Source organism: Pseudomonas sp. ABC1, assembly GCF_013395055.1.
Taxonomy (GTDB): Bacteria; Pseudomonadota; Gammaproteobacteria; order Pseudomonadales; family Pseudomonadaceae; genus Stutzerimonas.
Window position 1 is genome coordinate 1,423,481 of sequence record NZ_CP058349.1, and the last position, 15,396, is coordinate 1,438,876.

At 60.5% G+C, this 15,396-nt stretch carries 14 protein-coding genes and 2 tRNA genes; 4 read left to right on the top strand and 12 right to left on the bottom strand.

The genetic code is table 11. The features are described from left to right. Positions 1–13 precede the first annotated feature (13 nt). The 5 genes from rpsR to rnr all read right to left on the bottom strand — a co-directional run bounded on the left by rpsR (position 14) and on the right by rnr (position 5,078). A complete protein-coding gene (rpsR, locus tag HW090_RS06285; RefSeq protein ID WP_131185937.1) occupies positions 14–244 on the bottom strand; it encodes a 30S ribosomal protein S18 in 231 nt (76 codons plus the stop codon). A gap of 27 nt (positions 245–271) precedes the next feature. Further along, positions 272–688 (bottom strand): 30S ribosomal protein S6, encoded by a 417-nt coding sequence (gene rpsF, locus HW090_RS06290; RefSeq protein WP_179112703.1) that lies wholly within the window; start codon positions 686–688, stop codon positions 272–274. 226 nt (positions 689–914) lie between these two features. After that, entirely contained in the window at positions 915–1,859 is a 945-nt protein-coding gene (locus HW090_RS06295) for a response regulator (RefSeq protein WP_179112705.1), read from the bottom strand. 19 nt (positions 1,860–1,878) lie between these two features. Beyond that, positions 1,879–2,625 carry a 23S rRNA (guanosine(2251)-2'-O)-methyltransferase RlmB gene (gene rlmB / locus HW090_RS06300; RefSeq protein ID WP_179112707.1) on the bottom strand — a complete coding sequence of 249 codons (747 nt, stop codon included), beginning with the start codon at positions 2,623–2,625 and terminating at the stop codon, positions 1,879–1,881. Further along, positions 2,622–5,078: a ribonuclease R gene (gene rnr / locus HW090_RS06305; RefSeq protein WP_179112708.1), complete on the bottom strand. Its 2,457-nt coding sequence runs from the start codon at positions 5,076–5,078 to the stop codon at positions 2,622–2,624. The genes rlmB and rnr overlap by 4 nt, the downstream gene beginning before the upstream one ends. Before the next feature lie 204 nt (positions 5,079–5,282). Here rnr and HW090_RS06310 point away from each other — a divergent pair. From HW090_RS06310 to HW090_RS06320, 3 genes are all read left to right on the top strand, one after another. Continuing rightward, a tRNA-Leu gene (locus HW090_RS06310) sits at positions 5,283–5,369 on the top strand. Between the two features lie 110 nt (positions 5,370–5,479). After that, a tRNA-Leu gene (locus HW090_RS06315) sits at positions 5,480–5,566 on the top strand. Between the two features lie 103 nt (positions 5,567–5,669). Then, positions 5,670–6,557, top strand: coding sequence for an EamA family transporter (locus HW090_RS06320; protein ID WP_179112710.1), 888 nt, complete (start codon positions 5,670–5,672; stop codon positions 6,555–6,557). Positions 6,558–6,632: 75 nt separating this feature from the next. Here the strand turns inward: HW090_RS06320 and HW090_RS06325 are convergent, their stop codons facing one another. From HW090_RS06325 to miaA, 7 genes are all read right to left on the bottom strand, one after another. Next, on the bottom strand, positions 6,633–7,928 hold the full coding sequence (locus HW090_RS06325) for an adenylosuccinate synthase (protein WP_179112711.1): 1,296 nt from the start codon (positions 7,926–7,928) through the stop codon (positions 6,633–6,635). A 74-nt stretch (positions 7,929–8,002) separates the two neighbouring features. Beyond that, positions 8,003–9,181 carry an ATP phosphoribosyltransferase regulatory subunit gene (locus tag HW090_RS06330; RefSeq protein ID WP_179112712.1) on the bottom strand — a complete coding sequence of 393 codons (1,179 nt, stop codon included), beginning with the start codon at positions 9,179–9,181 and terminating at the stop codon, positions 8,003–8,005. Positions 9,182–9,447: 266 nt separating this feature from the next. Beyond that, on the bottom strand, positions 9,448–10,314 hold the full coding sequence (gene hflC, locus HW090_RS06335) for a protease modulator HflC (protein WP_179112713.1): 867 nt from the start codon (positions 10,312–10,314) through the stop codon (positions 9,448–9,450). After that, on the bottom strand, positions 10,314–11,516 hold the full coding sequence (hflK, locus tag HW090_RS06340; protein WP_179112714.1) for an FtsH protease activity modulator HflK: 1,203 nt from the start codon (positions 11,514–11,516) through the stop codon (positions 10,314–10,316). The genes hflC and hflK overlap by 1 nt, the downstream gene beginning before the upstream one ends. Positions 11,517–11,613: 97 nt before the next feature. Beyond that, on the bottom strand, positions 11,614–12,915 hold the full coding sequence (hflX, locus tag HW090_RS06345) for a ribosome rescue GTPase HflX (RefSeq protein WP_179112715.1): 1,302 nt from the start codon (positions 12,913–12,915) through the stop codon (positions 11,614–11,616). A gap of 14 nt (positions 12,916–12,929) precedes the next feature. Continuing rightward, positions 12,930–13,184: an RNA chaperone Hfq gene (gene hfq / locus HW090_RS06350; RefSeq protein WP_179112716.1), complete on the bottom strand. Its 255-nt coding sequence runs from the start codon at positions 13,182–13,184 to the stop codon at positions 12,930–12,932. A gap of 121 nt (positions 13,185–13,305) precedes the next feature. Further along, entirely contained in the window at positions 13,306–14,277 is a 972-nt protein-coding gene (miaA, locus tag HW090_RS06355) for a tRNA (adenosine(37)-N6)-dimethylallyltransferase MiaA (RefSeq protein ID WP_179112717.1), read from the bottom strand. Positions 14,278–14,592: 315 nt separating this feature from the next. Here miaA and HW090_RS06360 point away from each other — a divergent pair, with 315 nt between their 5' ends. Beyond that, positions 14,593–15,321, top strand: coding sequence for a TorF family putative porin (locus tag HW090_RS06360; RefSeq protein ID WP_256930756.1), 729 nt, complete (start codon positions 14,593–14,595; stop codon positions 15,319–15,321). The last annotated feature ends 75 nt before the right edge of the window (positions 15,322–15,396 follow it).

Here is a 15,396-nt window from a genome sequence, read left to right on the forward strand (position 1 = left end):
TCGACCAGCCCGATCAACGGCCGTGGCTGTCGGTGTAGGGCAGCAGGGCCAGGTAGCGAGCACGTTTGATGGCAGTCGCCAGCTGACGCTGGTAACGGGCCTTGGTGCCAGTGATACGGCTAGGAACGATCTTGCCGGTTTCGGAGATGTAGGCTTTGAGCGTGTTCAGATCTTTGAAGTCGATCTCTTTCACGTCTTCAGCGGTGAAACGGCAGAACTTACGACGACGGAAAAAACGTGCCATGGTCAGGCTCCTCAATAAACCTTTGGATTACTCGTCAGCGTTGTCGCTGTCACTGTCAACGTCGCTATCGGCGCTATCAGTGTTTTCAGGACGGTCACGACGCTCACGGCGCTCGCTACGGTTTTCTTCAGCCTTGAGCATTTCGGACTGCTCGGTCACGGCTTCGTCGCGACGAATGACCAGACTGCGGATGACCGCGTCGTTGTAGCGGAAGTTGTCTTCCAGCTCGGCCAGAGCCTTGGCGCTGGCTTCGACGTTGAACAGGATGTAGTGAGCCTTGTGGACGTTGTTGATGGCATAAGCCAGCTGACGACGGCCCCAGTCTTCCAGACGATGGATCTTGCCACCGTCCTCTTCGATCAGCTTGGTGTAACGCTCCACCATGCCGCCGACCTGTTCGCTCTGATCCGGGTGAACCAGAAAGATGATTTCGTAATGACGCATAACTGCTCCTTACGGGTTGCAGCCTGCCAGCAAAGCGGTCAGGCAAGGAGTGAATGAGGTGTTTCTTGCTTTCGAAGAGGCGCGCAGCAGCCCGCCTTCCGGGCAAGGGGCGGTATTCTATGGAGGTTGATGGCTTACCGCAAGCAGCGTAGGGACTTATCGTCCAGCGCACACGTCAACGGACGAAGTGGATACCGCACCTGACAGAAACAGATCCAGCCCTGCCTCAGAACTCGCCCCGAATACTGTCGAGCAAGGTGCGCACCTGATGGATATCGTAGGGCTTGATCATGGTGCGCACACCCGCCAGCCCTTCACGCTCGATATCGACCACGCTTCCCGAGGCGATGACCACCGCCAGCCCTCGCCCCTGGCGGCGCACTTCTCGCACGAGATCGAGCCCGCTCATGCCGGCCAGGCCGATATCCGTCAGAAGCACATCGAAAGGCTGCGTCACCAACAGTTGCAAAGCATCTTCCGCCGACTCGCTCAAGCAGACCTGATGCCCAAGCTCCACCATCACTTCGCCCATCAACAGACGCAAGGTGGAATCGTCCTCGACCAGCAGCACACGCAACGACGCGCCTGACGAAACCGCACCATCCGACGAAGGAGGCAAGCGAACCGCAACAGGAGCCGCCACCCTCTTCTGCCGAACCTCACGCACCAGTTCAGCCGCCGAGTCGACCGCCGCAGACATCTGCGACAGGCGCCTGCGGGCCGACTCATCGTCCGGCAGGCTGCGCGCCAGCAACTGAAGGTTGCCACCAATGACCTGCAACAGGTTGTTCAATTCATGTGCGATACCCGACAACGCCTTCGCCGACGGCAAGACGCTGCCATCCAGACACTGGAGCAACATCTCCATGCGGCCATGCCGGTCGAGAATCGGCGTATGGCTGAATCCACCACGGCTCGATGAGTCCGAAACGGTCAACGCCAGAGCCCGCTCGCAGGAAGTGAACAGCTCTGCAAGCCAGCCCGACTCGGCATCAGGGAACGCGGAAGGCAAGACATCGCGCAGGAAGCACCCCCGAACCTGATCGAGAGACCGGCCTAGCAGCGCAAGGTAGGCCGGATTGGCATCGACCACACGGAGCCGTATGTCTAGCAGCGCACAAGCCTGCGGCAAAGTATGGAACACATCACCATAGCGAGCGTCCTGCAACATACGGCCTCCGTGATCGGGTTCAGACCTTGCGAGTACGCTGGCGCAGGGCCTCGAACAGGCAGACACCAGTGGCAACGGACACATTCAGGCTGCTGACACTGCCCGACATGGGCAGTCGCACCAGGTAATCGCAGTGCTCCCGGGTCAAACGCCTCATACCCTTGCCCTCGGCACCCATGACCAGCACCGTCGGCCCGGTCATATCCTGCTCGTACAGCTCTTGCTCGGCTTCTCCGGCTGTCCCGACGACCCACAGCCCGCGCTGCTGCAGGCGCTCCAGGCTACGCGCCAGATTGGTCACTGCCACCAGCGGCACGACTTCCGCCGCACCGCACGCAACCTTGCGCACGGTAGCGTTGAGCGTCGCCGACTTGTCCTTTGGCACGATCACAGCCAGCGCACCGGCCGCATCGGCCGTGCGCAGACAGGCACCCAGATTGTGCGGGTCGGTCACACCATCGAGCACCAGCAGCAACGGTACCGACTCGGCCCGATCAAGCAACTCGTCCAGCATGGCTTCGCCCCAGACCTGGCTGGGACTGACTTCCGCCACGACGCCCTGGTGTACACCCTCGACCCAGGCGTCCATCTCTCGCCGCTCGCACTGCCCCACGCGCACACGCGCCTGCTCGGCCAGCGCCAGCAAGGCCTGCGCACGCGGATCGCCACGCCCTTCGGCCAGCCAGACCTGCTTCACGCGCTTCGGATGCTGCCGCAGCAGGGCCTCGACGGCATGCAGGCCGTATATCTTTTCCAGATCGCTCATTTCTTCGCCTTGCGCTTGCGAGCCTTGGCGCCTTTATCCGCCGGCTTGCTTGAAGAAGACTTGCCAGCCCCGGCCTTGTTGCCAGTACGCGCACCCTTGCCACTGGAGCGCGACTCGTTCTGCAGGGACTTCTTGATCTCGCGGCTCTTCTTCACATCGGTATTGCCGAGCACGCGTGCAGAGGATTTGTCGCGCCCCTGAGACGTGTTCTCGACCAGTTCGAAATCGATCTTGCGTTCGTCCAGGTCGACGCGCATGACCTTGACCGAAACACTGTCGCCCAGGCGGAAACTGCGGCCACTGCGCTCGCCGGAGAGGCGATGATGCAGCGGATCGAAGTGATAGTAATCACCCGGCATGGCGGTCACGTGCACCAGGCCTTCGACATAGATATCGGTCAACTCGACAAACAAACCAAACCCGGTAACGGCAGTGATCACGCCAGGGAATGTCTCCCCGACACGATCGCTCATGAACTCGCACTTGAGCCAGTTCACCACGTCCCGCGTCGCTTCGTCGGCACGGCGCTCGGTCATGGAGCACTGCTCGCCAAGTTGCTCCAGGCCAGCCTCATCGTATGGATAGATACGCGCCTTGGGCATACTGGCGGCACCCTCACGACGCACGTGAGGTGTATCCCGGCGCGAACGGATCACGCTGCGGATAGCGCGATGCACCAGCAGGTCAGGATAGCGGCGGATCGGCGAGGTGAAGTGGGTGTAAGCCTCATAGTTGAGACCAAAGTGCCCGTTATTGTCGGTGCTGTAGACCGCCTGACTGAGCGAGCGCAGCATCACCGTCTGGATCACGTTGAAATCAGCGCGCCCCTGGATTTTTTCCAGCAATGCCTGGTAGTCCTTCGGCGTCGGCCCCTCTTTGCCCTTGTGCAGGGAAAGCCCAAGCTCACCGAGGAAGGCGCGCAGCTTCTCCTGCCGCTCCAGCGGCGGGCCATCGTGCACACGGTAGAGCGACGGCAGCTCATGCTTCTGCAGGAAAGCGGCCGTGGCCACGTTGGCACAGAGCATGCATTCCTCGATCAGGCGATGCGCATCGTTGCGCACCGTAGGCCTGATCTCCGCGATCTTGCGGCCTTCACCGAAGATGATGCGGGTTTCCTGGGTCTCGAAGTCGATGGCACCGCGCACGTGACGCGCCTTGAGCAAGACCTTGTAGAGCGCATGAAGATGCTTGAGGTGCGGCAGCACTTCGGCGTACTCGCCACACAAGCGCTTGCCGTCCTCGGACTGTGGCTGCTCGAGCATGCTGCTGACCTTGTTGTAGGTCAGCCGGGCATGGGAGTGGATCACCGCCTCATAGAACTGGTAATCGGTCATCACCCCGGTCTTGCTCAGCGTGATCTCACAGACCATCGCCAGACGATCGACGTGCGGGTTCAGCGAGCACAACCCGTTGGAAAGCTCCTCGGGCAGCATCGGCACCACCCGCTCAGGGAAATACACCGAGTTGCCACGCGTCTCGGCCTCCTTGTCCAGTGCCGAGCCCACTTTCACATAGTGCGAAACGTCAGCAATCGCCACATACAGGCGGAAACCGCCAGAGAACAGCTTCCAGGCCCGCACTTTCTCGCAGTACACCGCATCGTCGAAGTCCCTGGCATCCTCACCATCGATGGTGACAAAAGGCAGATGGCGCAGGTCGACACGCTTGAGCTTGTCCTTCTCGGCGACTTCTTCCTTGAATCGCGCCGCTTCTCGCAGCACCGCTTCCGGCCAGACATAGGGAATATCGAAGCTGCGCAGGGCCACATCGATCTCCATACCCGGAGCCATGTAGTTACCGATCACTTCGATGATGTCGCCCTGGGGCTGGAAGCGCTGGGTCGGCCAGTGGGTGATTTTCACCTCGACGAACTGGCCCGGCTTGGCGTTCATCGAACGCCCGGGGGTGATCAGCACTTCCTGCTGGATCTTCGGATTGTCGGCCTCGACGAATCCGACGCCGCTCTCCTCCTGATAACGCCCGACGATGCTCTCGTGGGCGCGACTGATAACCTCGACGATGGCGCCCTCACGGCGACCGCGGCGATCCATGCCGGCGACCCGCGCCAGGCAGCGGTCGCCGTCGAACACCAGGCGCATCTGCGCCGGGCTCAGGAACAGGTCGTCGCTGCCATCGTCCGGCAGCAGGAAGCCAAAACCATCGCGATGCCCGCTGACCCGTCCGCAGACCAGGTCCAGCTTGTCCACCGGCGCGTAGGTGCCGCGTCGGGTATAGATGATTTGCCCATCACGCTCCATTGCACGCAGGCGGCGGCGCAGCGCCTCTATATCGTCTTCGGACGACAGCCCGAACTCGCCCTGCAGTTGCTCACGGGAAGCAGGCGAGCCTCTTTCGCTCAGATGCTTGAGAATCAGCTCACGGCTGGGGATGGGGTTTTCGTATTTTTCCGCCTCACGAGCGGCCTCGGGATCGAGGGATTGCCAATCGGCCATTCAGTGATGTCACCTTTGTATATGCATACAGGACCCAATGTCTTGTATCTATTGAAGCGCGAAACGCGAGCATACGGCAGCTTTAATACAATTTTTTTTTTGGGATCAGCTCTTTACAAGCCTCGACCTCGACCGTATAGTTCGCGCCCACAGCGTCCTGAGGACGTTGTAACACGGAAACGAACAAGTAACATCGTTTCCCGTGCCCAGGTGGCGGAATTGGTAGACGCGCTGGTTTCAGGTATCAGTGATCGCAAGATCGTGGAAGTTCGAGTCTTCTCCTGGGCACCAAATTCTGATGGATCGATCTGATAAGTCGGTTCGTCGTATAGCGGACGCAGTGGTCCGTGTTCGATAAAAGAATGAAACACTGCAACAACGGCAAGCAATTGTCGTGCTGTGCCCAGGTGGCGGAATTGGTAGACGCGCTGGTTTCAGGTATCAGTGATCGCAAGATCGTGGAAGTTCGAGTCTTCTCCTGGGCACCAAATTCAAGAAAAACCGAGCCAATGGCTCGGTTTTTTTTCGCCTGTTATTCTGCCCCATCCCGCACCATCACACTCGCCTCCCCCGCCTTCCGGAATTCCCCACATGCTCTGGATCCCCTTCACACTGCTCGCCGCCTTTACCCAGGCACTGCGCAATGCCCAGCAGAAAGTCCTCAGCCGTGAAGTGAACGCCATCGGCGTGACCCTCGCACGCTTTATCTGGGCACTACCACTGGCGGGCATCTACCTGCTGATACTGGAACTGGCGGTCCCGACCGAAATACCACATTTCAGTGGCCACTTCCTGTTCGCGGTGAGCGCCGCCGCCTTTGCCCAGATCCTCGCCACTATCCTCATGGTGCTGCTGTTCCAGCGCCGCAGCTACGCCGCTGGTGTCGGCCTGGCCAAGAGTGAGGCGTTACTCGCGGCGATTCTCGGCGCCGCCTTCTTCGGCGCACTGCTCGGGCCGATAGGCTGGCTGGGCATTGCCATAGGATCGGTTGCGGTATGGCTGATGAAAGGCCGCAGCGAGCCAGGTACACTTGATCTCTCGACCCTGCTGCTCGGACTCGGCAGCGGTCTGTGCTTCGCACTGACCACACTCTGGGTACGCGACGCCTGCCACCAGCTAAGCCTGCCATTCATGCATACCGCCGCCTGGGCGCTGGTATGGACCATCGGCATACAAGTCACCGCCCTGACCGCCTGGCTGGCGTTGCGCGACCGCGCCACCCTGCTGAAACTCTGGCACAGGCCATCACTGGTATTTCGCATCAGCCTGTCCAGTTCCATTGCTTCTCTATGCTGGTTCACCGCCGTCAATCTGGAGCAGGTCGCCCTGGTGAAGACCCTTGGTCAGGTCGAAGTTTTCTTCACCCTGCTGCTCTCGCAGCACTGGCTGAAAGAGCAGGTATCCCCACGAGAAAGGCTCGGCCTGCTGTTGATCGTAATCAGCGCCATCCTGGTGATATGGCCGACACTGACGACCTGAATCTCATCAGCCGCGCAACGCCCAAAACGAAAAAGGCCCGTATTTCTACGGGCCTTTTTTCATCGCATATGCCTGTCAGGCAAAAGGATGGCGCAGCACGATGGTCTCGTTACGATCCGGACCGGTCGACACGATATCGATAGGAGCACCCACCAGCTCGGCGATACGCTCGATGTAAGCACGCGCATTGGCCGGCAGTTCCTCCAGGCTACGCGCACCGACGGTCGACTCCGACCAACCCGGCAGGTCTTCGTAGACCGGCTGCAGGTTCTCGTAGCTTTCGGCATCGGTCGGCGCATCCGCCAGGGTATTGCCCTGGGCATCCAGGTAGCCTGTGCAGATGCGCACGGTTTCCAGGCCATCCAGCACATCCAGCTTGGTCAGGCACAGGCCGGAGATACTGTTGATCTCGATGGAGCGTCGCAGGATCACTGCGTCGAACCAGCCACAACGACGGGCACGGCCAGTCACGCTACCGAACTCATGCCCCTGCTTGGCCAGGTAGGCGCCGGTTTCGTCGAACAGTTCGGTCGGGAAAGGCCCCGAGCCGACACGGGTGGTATAGGCCTTGGTGATACCGAGGATGTAGTCCAGGTACAACGGGCCGACGCCCGAACCGGTCGACACGCCGCCAGCCGTGGTGTTGGAGCTGGTCACGAACGGGTAGGTACCATGATCGATATCCAGCAGCGTACCCTGGGCACCTTCGAACATGATGTTCTCGTCCGCACGGCGCAGGTCATGCAGGCGGGTCACAACGTCCAGCATCAGCGGCTCGAGGATCTTGGCATAGGCCATGGCCTCGTCGAGCGTCTTCTGGTAATCGACCGCAGGTTCCTTATAGAAATTCTGCAGGACGAAGTTGTGGTACTCGAGAATCTCCCGCAGCTTGCTGGCGAAGCGCTCCGGATGGAACAGGTCACCGATGCGCAGTCCACGGCGCGAAATCTTGTCTTCATACGCCGGGCCGATGCCGCGACCAGTGGTACCGATCTTGGCTTCGCCACGCGCTTTTTCGCGCGCCTGATCGAGGGCAACGTGGTAAGGCAGGATCAGCGGGCAAGCCGGACTGATACGCAGGCGCTCGCGCACCGGCACACCACGCTCTTCCAGCTCGCCGATTTCCTTGAGCAGCGCATCCGGCGCGACCACCACGCCATTGCCGATCAGGCATTGCGTGCCCTCACGCAAAATGCCGGACGGAATCAGGCGCAGGATGGTTTTCTTGCCATCGATGACCAGCGTATGCCCGGCATTATGGCCGCCCTGGTAACGGACGACGGCAGCCGCCTGGTCGGTCAGCAGGTCGACGATCTTGCCCTTGCCCTCATCACCCCACTGGGTACCCAGGACGACGACATTCTTACCCATAACACTTTGTCCTCTTCGGCGAAGCACAAGCCGGCCAGGGCCAGCGAATTATATTGAAGTCAGTCTCGATGAAATCAGCGGGCCAGCGGCACGACCTGCCAGGCTCCACCGTCATTGATCAGTTGGCGATCGCAAGCCACGGCGTCAGGCGCCTGGCCCTCGAGAGCCTGGACCACACACTGTCCTTCGGCACGCAAGCCACGAATGGTCTCCCACAGCTGGGGAGTCATGTCGAAAGGTGCCCAGATACCGAGCGAAGGCTCAGTCAGTTCAGCCTGGCCCAGCGTGACCAAGGTTTTCAGGTCCGTGGAAAATCCGGTTGCCGGACGCGCACGTCCGAAATCCGCACCGATATCGTCATAGCGCCCGCCCTGGGCGATGGACTGGCCAACCCCAGGAACGAACGCGGCAAACACCACGCCGGTGTGGTAATGGTAGCCACGCAGCTCGCCAAGATCGAAGTAGAGCGGCAACTGCGGGAATCGTTGTGCCAGCGTATCCGCAATACGCTCCAGGCCTTCCAGAGCGACCTGCACATCGGCAGGCGCCTGCGCCAACACCTCTCGGGCCACGCGCAGCACATCGCGACCGCCACACAAGGTGGCCAGCGCCTGGAGCATGCCCGCAGGACCTGCCGGCAGGCCGGAGGTCAACTCGCGCACCTCATCGACAGCCTTGCGTTGCAGTGCATCGAACAGACGCTGCTCTGCCTCGCCAGACAAGCCAGCCGCCCTCGCCAACCCGCGATAGACACCGACATGACCGAGGTCCATGTGCACATTCGGCACCTCGGCCAACTCCAGCATCTCCAGCATCAGGCTGATGACTTCGATATCCGCCGAAACGCCGCCATCGCCATACAGCTCGGCACCCAGTTGGATCGGACTGCGCGAAGTGGACAGCGCCCGGGGCTTGGCATGCAGCACACTGCCTACATAGCAGAGACGGCTCGGCCCCTCGCGACGAAGAGTGTGCGAATCGACACGCGCGACCTGAGGCGTGATATCGGCCCTGAAACCCATCTGCCGCCCGGACAGCGGATCGGTGATTTTGAAGGTCTTCAGATCCAGATCCTGACCGGCACCGGTCAGCAACGATTCGAGGAACTCCACATGGGGCGTGATGACCAGCTCGTAGCCCCAGCCATGGAATAGATCCAGCACACGACGTCGCGCGGTCTCGATACGCGCCGCCTCGGGCGGCAGCACCTCCTCGATGCCATCCGGCAGCAGCCAGCGGTCTATCGTTGCCATTTCGCCTATCACCTCTTTCAGAGAGTTCCAGCCAGCACACGAAAACAGGAGCCGTCGCTCCCAAGCCGCATGCCGTCATGTTCGAACGAGCCCCGGCGCGACAGGCGACAAGGCCGGCAGGGTCGCCCCGTGCCATGGATCGCCGTGCGCGAACTTGAATGCGCAGGCGTAAAAAAGCCGGGGCTACCCCGGCTGCACGGATCATAGCAATGTTTTGTCGATGGGTCATCCGATGGGCCGTCAAGCCCGTCGGATGACCCTGTCGATCAGCGCGACTTCTCCAGGTAACGGAAGAACTCGCTGTCCGGATTCAACACCAGCACGTCTTCCTTGCTCGCAAAGCTTTCACGGTAGGCCTGCAGACTGCGGTAGAACGCGTAGAACTCGGTGTCCTGCCCGTATGCGGCCGCATAAATGGCCGCTGCACGAGCGTCGCCGTCGCCTCGCAATTCCTCGGACTCGCGGAATGCCTCGGCCAGCAGTACGCGCTTCTGACGATCGGCATCGGCACGAATACCTTCGGCCAGCTCCTTGCCTTTTGCACGGTGCTCACGGGCCTCACGCTCACGCTCCGAACTCATACGCTCGAATACACTGCGGTTGACCTCGCGCGGCAGATCGATGCCCTTCACGCGAACGTCCACGACTTCGATCCCGAGCTCCTGCTGGGCCGCACGGTTCAAGGCATTGGTTACCTGCCCCATCAACTCGTCGCGCTGGCCCGATACGGACTCATGCAGGGTGCGCTTACCGAACTGGTCGCGCAACGCGGCTTCCAGGCGGCGCGACAGACGCTCATCGGCAATCGCCTTGACGCCAGACGTCGCGGTATAGAAGCGCTCGGCATCATCCACTCGCCACTTGGCGTAGGAGTCCACCATCAGCGCTTTCTTCTCCAGCGTGAGGAAGCGGGACGTCGTCGAGTCCAGCGTCATCAGGCGCGCATCGAACTTGCGCACACTGTTCACGTAAGGAATCTTCATGTGCAGCCCAGGCTGCAAATCAGGCTCGACGATCTTGCCGAATCGCAGCAGGACTGCACGTTCGGTCTGCGAAACGATATAGAAGCTATTCCACAGGACCAACGCCAGGATCACGCCAACGATCAGCGCGAGAATTGACTTATTGCTCATCAACGGCTCTCCCTGGAACGAACTTCACGCGGGTCCAGCTCTACCGGAAGGCGAGTGCCCTGCCCGGTGGATTCCGACGCGCCAGCCGATTGCGACGGAGCACCGGCCCCACGGCTGTTGATCATCTTGTCCAGCGGCAGATAAAGCAGGTTGTTCTGCCCCTTGTCGCCAGTCACCAGCACTTTGCTGGTATTGCTCATGACATCCTGCATGGTTTCCAGGTACAGGCGCTCACGCGTGACTTCCGGCGCCTTGCGGTACTCGGCGACCAGCTTGCTGAAACGGTCAGCCTCACCCTGGGAGCGGGAAATCACGGCATCGCGATAACCGCTTGCCTCTTCCAGCATGCGCTGTGCCTGGCCTCGCGCTTCGGGAATCACGCCATTGGCGTAGGATTCGGCCTGGTTCTTCTCCCGCTGCTCGTCTTCGCGAGCCCGGATCACGTCGTCGAAGGCCTCCTGGACCTCACGCGGCGCGGCAGCGCTCTGCAGGTTGACCTGGGTAACGGTGATACCGGTGCGGTAGTTGTCCAGGAAACGCTGCAGGCGCTCCTTGACTTCGCTCGCCATGGCCTCACGGCCCTCGGTCAGCACCTGATCCATCGCCGTCGAACCAACCACATGGCGAACGGCACTGTCCGTCGCATGCTGGAGGCTGACTTCCGGCTGATCCACATTCAGCACGAAGGCCTGGAGATCGGAAACCCGGTATTGCACGGTCAGCGGCACTTCGATGATGTTTTCATCTTCGGTCAGCATCTGCCCCTGCTTGCTGTAGGAGCGCTCGCGCGTCACGTTTTCCTGGAACTTGCGATCGATCGGCGGGAAATAGATATTCAGGCCAGGGCCAACGGTCTCGTAGTACTTACCGAAACGCAGCACCACCGCCTGCTCTTGTTCGTCGACGATATAGACGGCACTGGTCAGCCAGACGGCCAGCAGTACGGCCAGACCGACCCAGAGCAGCGCAAAGCCGCCACGTCGACCGCCGCCTTCGCCACCATTGCCGGCACCACCGGAACCACGCTTCTTGCCGCCAAAGACACCGTTGAGGCTGTCCTGCAGCTTGCGGAAAGCCTCGTCGAGATCCGGCGGCCCCTTCTGGTCACCACCGCCCCGACGACCGCCATTGCCACCATTGCCGCCGCCACTACCCCAGGGGTCCTGATTGTTCGAGTTGCCACCCGGCTCATTCCAAGCCATAGCGCTCTCCATTCAAATAAAGCTAAGGACGCGCCATTGCGCATCCGCCAATGCTACCGAAAGCTCGCTGGCGGCAGCAAAATTGCTGCCGCAGGCTTTATTGCAAAGTGTGTTGCTCGATGAAGTCGGCAGGCAGAAGACCTTCGCGACTGACCAGGCGATTGAGTTCGGACCTGGGCATCCGCAGGGAAACCAGGCTGCCACCTTCATCGTCGTAATGCTCTTCCTGCACCGCGCCTGCCGCAAACAGTTGAGCCCGCAGACGGCCAAGGGCTTGCGACAGTTTCAGGGTGCCGATGAAAAGATCGTCACCAAGCCGCTCCCCTATCGCCTGGCGAAGCAGATCGAGCCCCAGACCGTCGCGCGCGGAAACCCAGACCCGCTGCGGCACACCATCGGCATCCCGCTGAATCATGGGCTCGACACCGTCGAGCAAGTCGACCTTGTTGTACACCTCGAGCATGGGCAGCTCTCGCGCACCGATCTCTCCAAGCACCATCAGCACCTGTTCGATCTGCTGGTCACGCTCGGGCTCATGGCAATCGATGACATGCAAAAGAAGGTCTGCGCTGCTGGATTCCTCCAGCGTCGCACGAAACGACTCGACCAGCTTGTGTGGAAGATGCCGAATGAAACCGACGGTATCGGCCAGAATCATTGGCCCGATGTCATCGAGATCGACCCTGCGCAGGGTCGGGTCGAGCGTGGCGAAGAGCTGGTCGGCCGCATAAACGCCCGATTCAGTCAGGCCGTTGAACAACGTCGACTTGCCTGCGTTGGTATAGCCGACCAGGGACACTTGCGGGATATCTGCCCGCCGGCGCCCTCGACGAGCCTGGTCACGCTGGCTGCGGACCTTCTCCAGACGCTGCTTGATCTGCCGTATGCGTACCCGCAAAAGTCGGCGGTCGGTTTCGAGCTGGGTTTCACCCGGACCACGCAGACCAATCCCGCCCTTCTGCCGCTCAAGGTGGGTCCAGCCACGTACCAGGCGAGTGCTCATATGGTCCAACTGAGCCAGTTCGACCTGCAACTTGCCTTCATGGGTACGCGCACGCTGCGCGAAGATATCGAGGATGAGCCCTGTACGGTCGAGTACGCGGCATTCCAGCACCTGTTCGAGGTTGCGCTCCTGACTGGGCGTCAGGGTGTGATTGAAGATCACCAGTTCAGCTTCATTCTGGTGAACCAGGTCGCGCAACTCTTCGACCTTACCGCTACCGATCAGGAACTTGGCTGAAGGCTGGTGCCTGGACACACTGACGAAACCGACCGTGTCAGCACCCGCCGAGCGAGCCAGTTCCTGAAACTCTTGCGGGTCTTCCCGCAAGGAAGGGTCATGGCCATCCAGGTGAACCAGAATGGCCCTTTCCCCACCGCCGTGGCGTTCGAAAAACAAGGAAAGCTCCCGACTTAAACGTCATCCGCCTCTGGGGATTCGCCATCGCCAGTGGCCGGCAGACGGACAGGACGCCCTGGAACGACCGTCGAGATCGCATGCTTGTAGACCATCTGGCTGACGGTGTTCTTCAGCAGAATGACGAACTGGTCGAAGGACTCGATCTGGCCTTGCAGCTTGATGCCGTTGACCAGGTAAATGGAAACTGGAACGCGCTCCTTACGTAGCGTGTTGAGGTAAGGGTCTTGTAGCGAATGCCCTTTTGACATGTGCCGCACTCCTTAGAGGATCAGTTTTGATTAAATCGTGTGGGTCTGAACGACCCATGACACCGGATCACATTCACTCCGTCGGTCCACGTGCCTGAGAATAGACGGTCAAACAACAATGTCAGCTCAATATGGAGAGCGACTGAAGGTATTTCAATGCTCGCGGCAGATTGTCACAGCGAAGACTGTCTAGCCAGTGTATTTCGCCCCAGCTTCGCAACCATGTGAACTGACGCTTGGCCAGTTGCCGGGTGGCGGCGACGCCTTTGTCGGACATATCCTCTCTGGAAAGACGGCCATCCAGGTATTCCCATACCTGCCGGTAGCCCACCGCCCTCATCGAAGGCAGGTCGGCATGCAGGTCGCCGCGGGCACGCAAGGCTACGACCTCGTCGATGAAGCCCTGTTCAATCATGCGTGAAAAACGCTGTTCGATACGCTCGTGCAACAACTGCCGCTGTACCGGAGCGATTGCCAATTGCGCGACAGTATAAGGCAAGACACCCGCCCCTGCGCCTTCGCCAGCCGTTTTTTGCGCCGCCTGCCGGCTGCGCAGCTCCGTCATGCTCACCCCTGCAACCCTGTGCACTTCCAGTGCCCTGAGGATGCGCTGGGGATCGTTCGGGTGAATGCGCGCAGCGGACTCGGGGTCGACTTGCCGCAGCCTGCGGTGCAGGGCCGCGAGGCCTTCGCCGGCAAGCACGGCTTCCAGTTCGGCACGAATCGCAGGGTCGGCAGCCGGCATTTCCGCCAGCCCCTCCAGCAACGCCTTGAAATACAACATCGTCCCGCCCACTAGCAGTGGGATGCGACCCGCGCCACTGATCTGCGCCATCGCCCGCAAGGCATCCTCCCGGAACTGGGCAGCCGAATAGCTTTCGAGAGGGTCGAGGATATCCACCAGGTGATGCGGATATTCAGCCAGCACCCGTGGCTCCGGCTTCGCCGTTCCGATGTCCATCCCACGATAGACCAGCGCCGAATCGACACTGACCAACTCACAAGGCAGCACTTTCGCCAGTTCCAGCGCAAGGTCGGTCTTGCCCGAAGCGGTAGGGCCCATCAGGAAAATGGCTGGAGGCAAGGCAGGCATGACGAAGGCTCGAAATTCAGGGCTGCGTAGTGTCCTGTTCCGGAAGCGATGCCGCAAGCGAGAGCACCGCCCCGGAGGCTGGTCATTCCGCCCTGGCACAAAATCGGTGCACAGCCCCGCTAACTTGCTCCCCGACAGCGCATGCACAACCCAAAAAAACATTCAACTCATTGAAAAACAATGACTTATAGAGTTGGCAAGGAATATGCGTAAGGACAATCAACCGAAGCCTTTGCGCAACGGTGGATAAGCACAAAGCCCCACGGGCTGAAACAACACCTAACGCATACATGTTATCCGGATGGAGTCTTGACCATGATGATGAAAAAACTGGCCCTGGCAATCGTCGGCGCGAGCACCGTCGGCCTCAGCAGCATTGCAGCAGCCGAAGAGTTCCCTACCAGCCTGGGGACCTTCGACGTCAGCATGACCGCCACCTTCGCCACCGACTACATCTGGCGCGGCCAGTCGCAGACCGACGGCACCGGCGCCATCCAGGGCAGCCTGGACATCGCCCATGAAAGCGGCGTCTATATCGGCACCTGGGCATCCAACGTGGACAGCGCGGCATTCGCCGGCTCCAGCGTCGAGATCGACTACTACGTCGGCTATGCCGGCAATATCACCGACGATATCGGCTACGACCTGTCCTGGAACCGCTACACCTATCCAAAAGCCAATGAGCTGACCAGTGACGAAGTCATCGGCACCCTCAGCGCCTACGGCTTTACCCTGGGCACAAAATACGCCTACGACCCGGACAGCAAACTCTACACCTGGATCGGCTACGACTACGCGCTGCCGCAGGACTTCGGCCTGCACTTCAGCTACGGCCGCACCGACACCAAAGACCCGATCGACGCCACCGGCAGCAACGCCAAGTACGACGACTGGATGGTTGGCGTCAGCAAGAACTTCATCGGCCTGGACTTCCTGCTGGCCTACACCGACACCGACATCAAGGGCGGCACCTGCGAAGCCTGGTACGGCGACAAGGACAACTGCAACAGCAACGTGACCCTGTCCGTCTCCAAGTCGTTCTGATTCGTAGCACCACCTGCAAAAGCCGCCAGCTCCTGGCGGCTTTTGTGCATCTGGCGATGCCATCCCGTACGCACA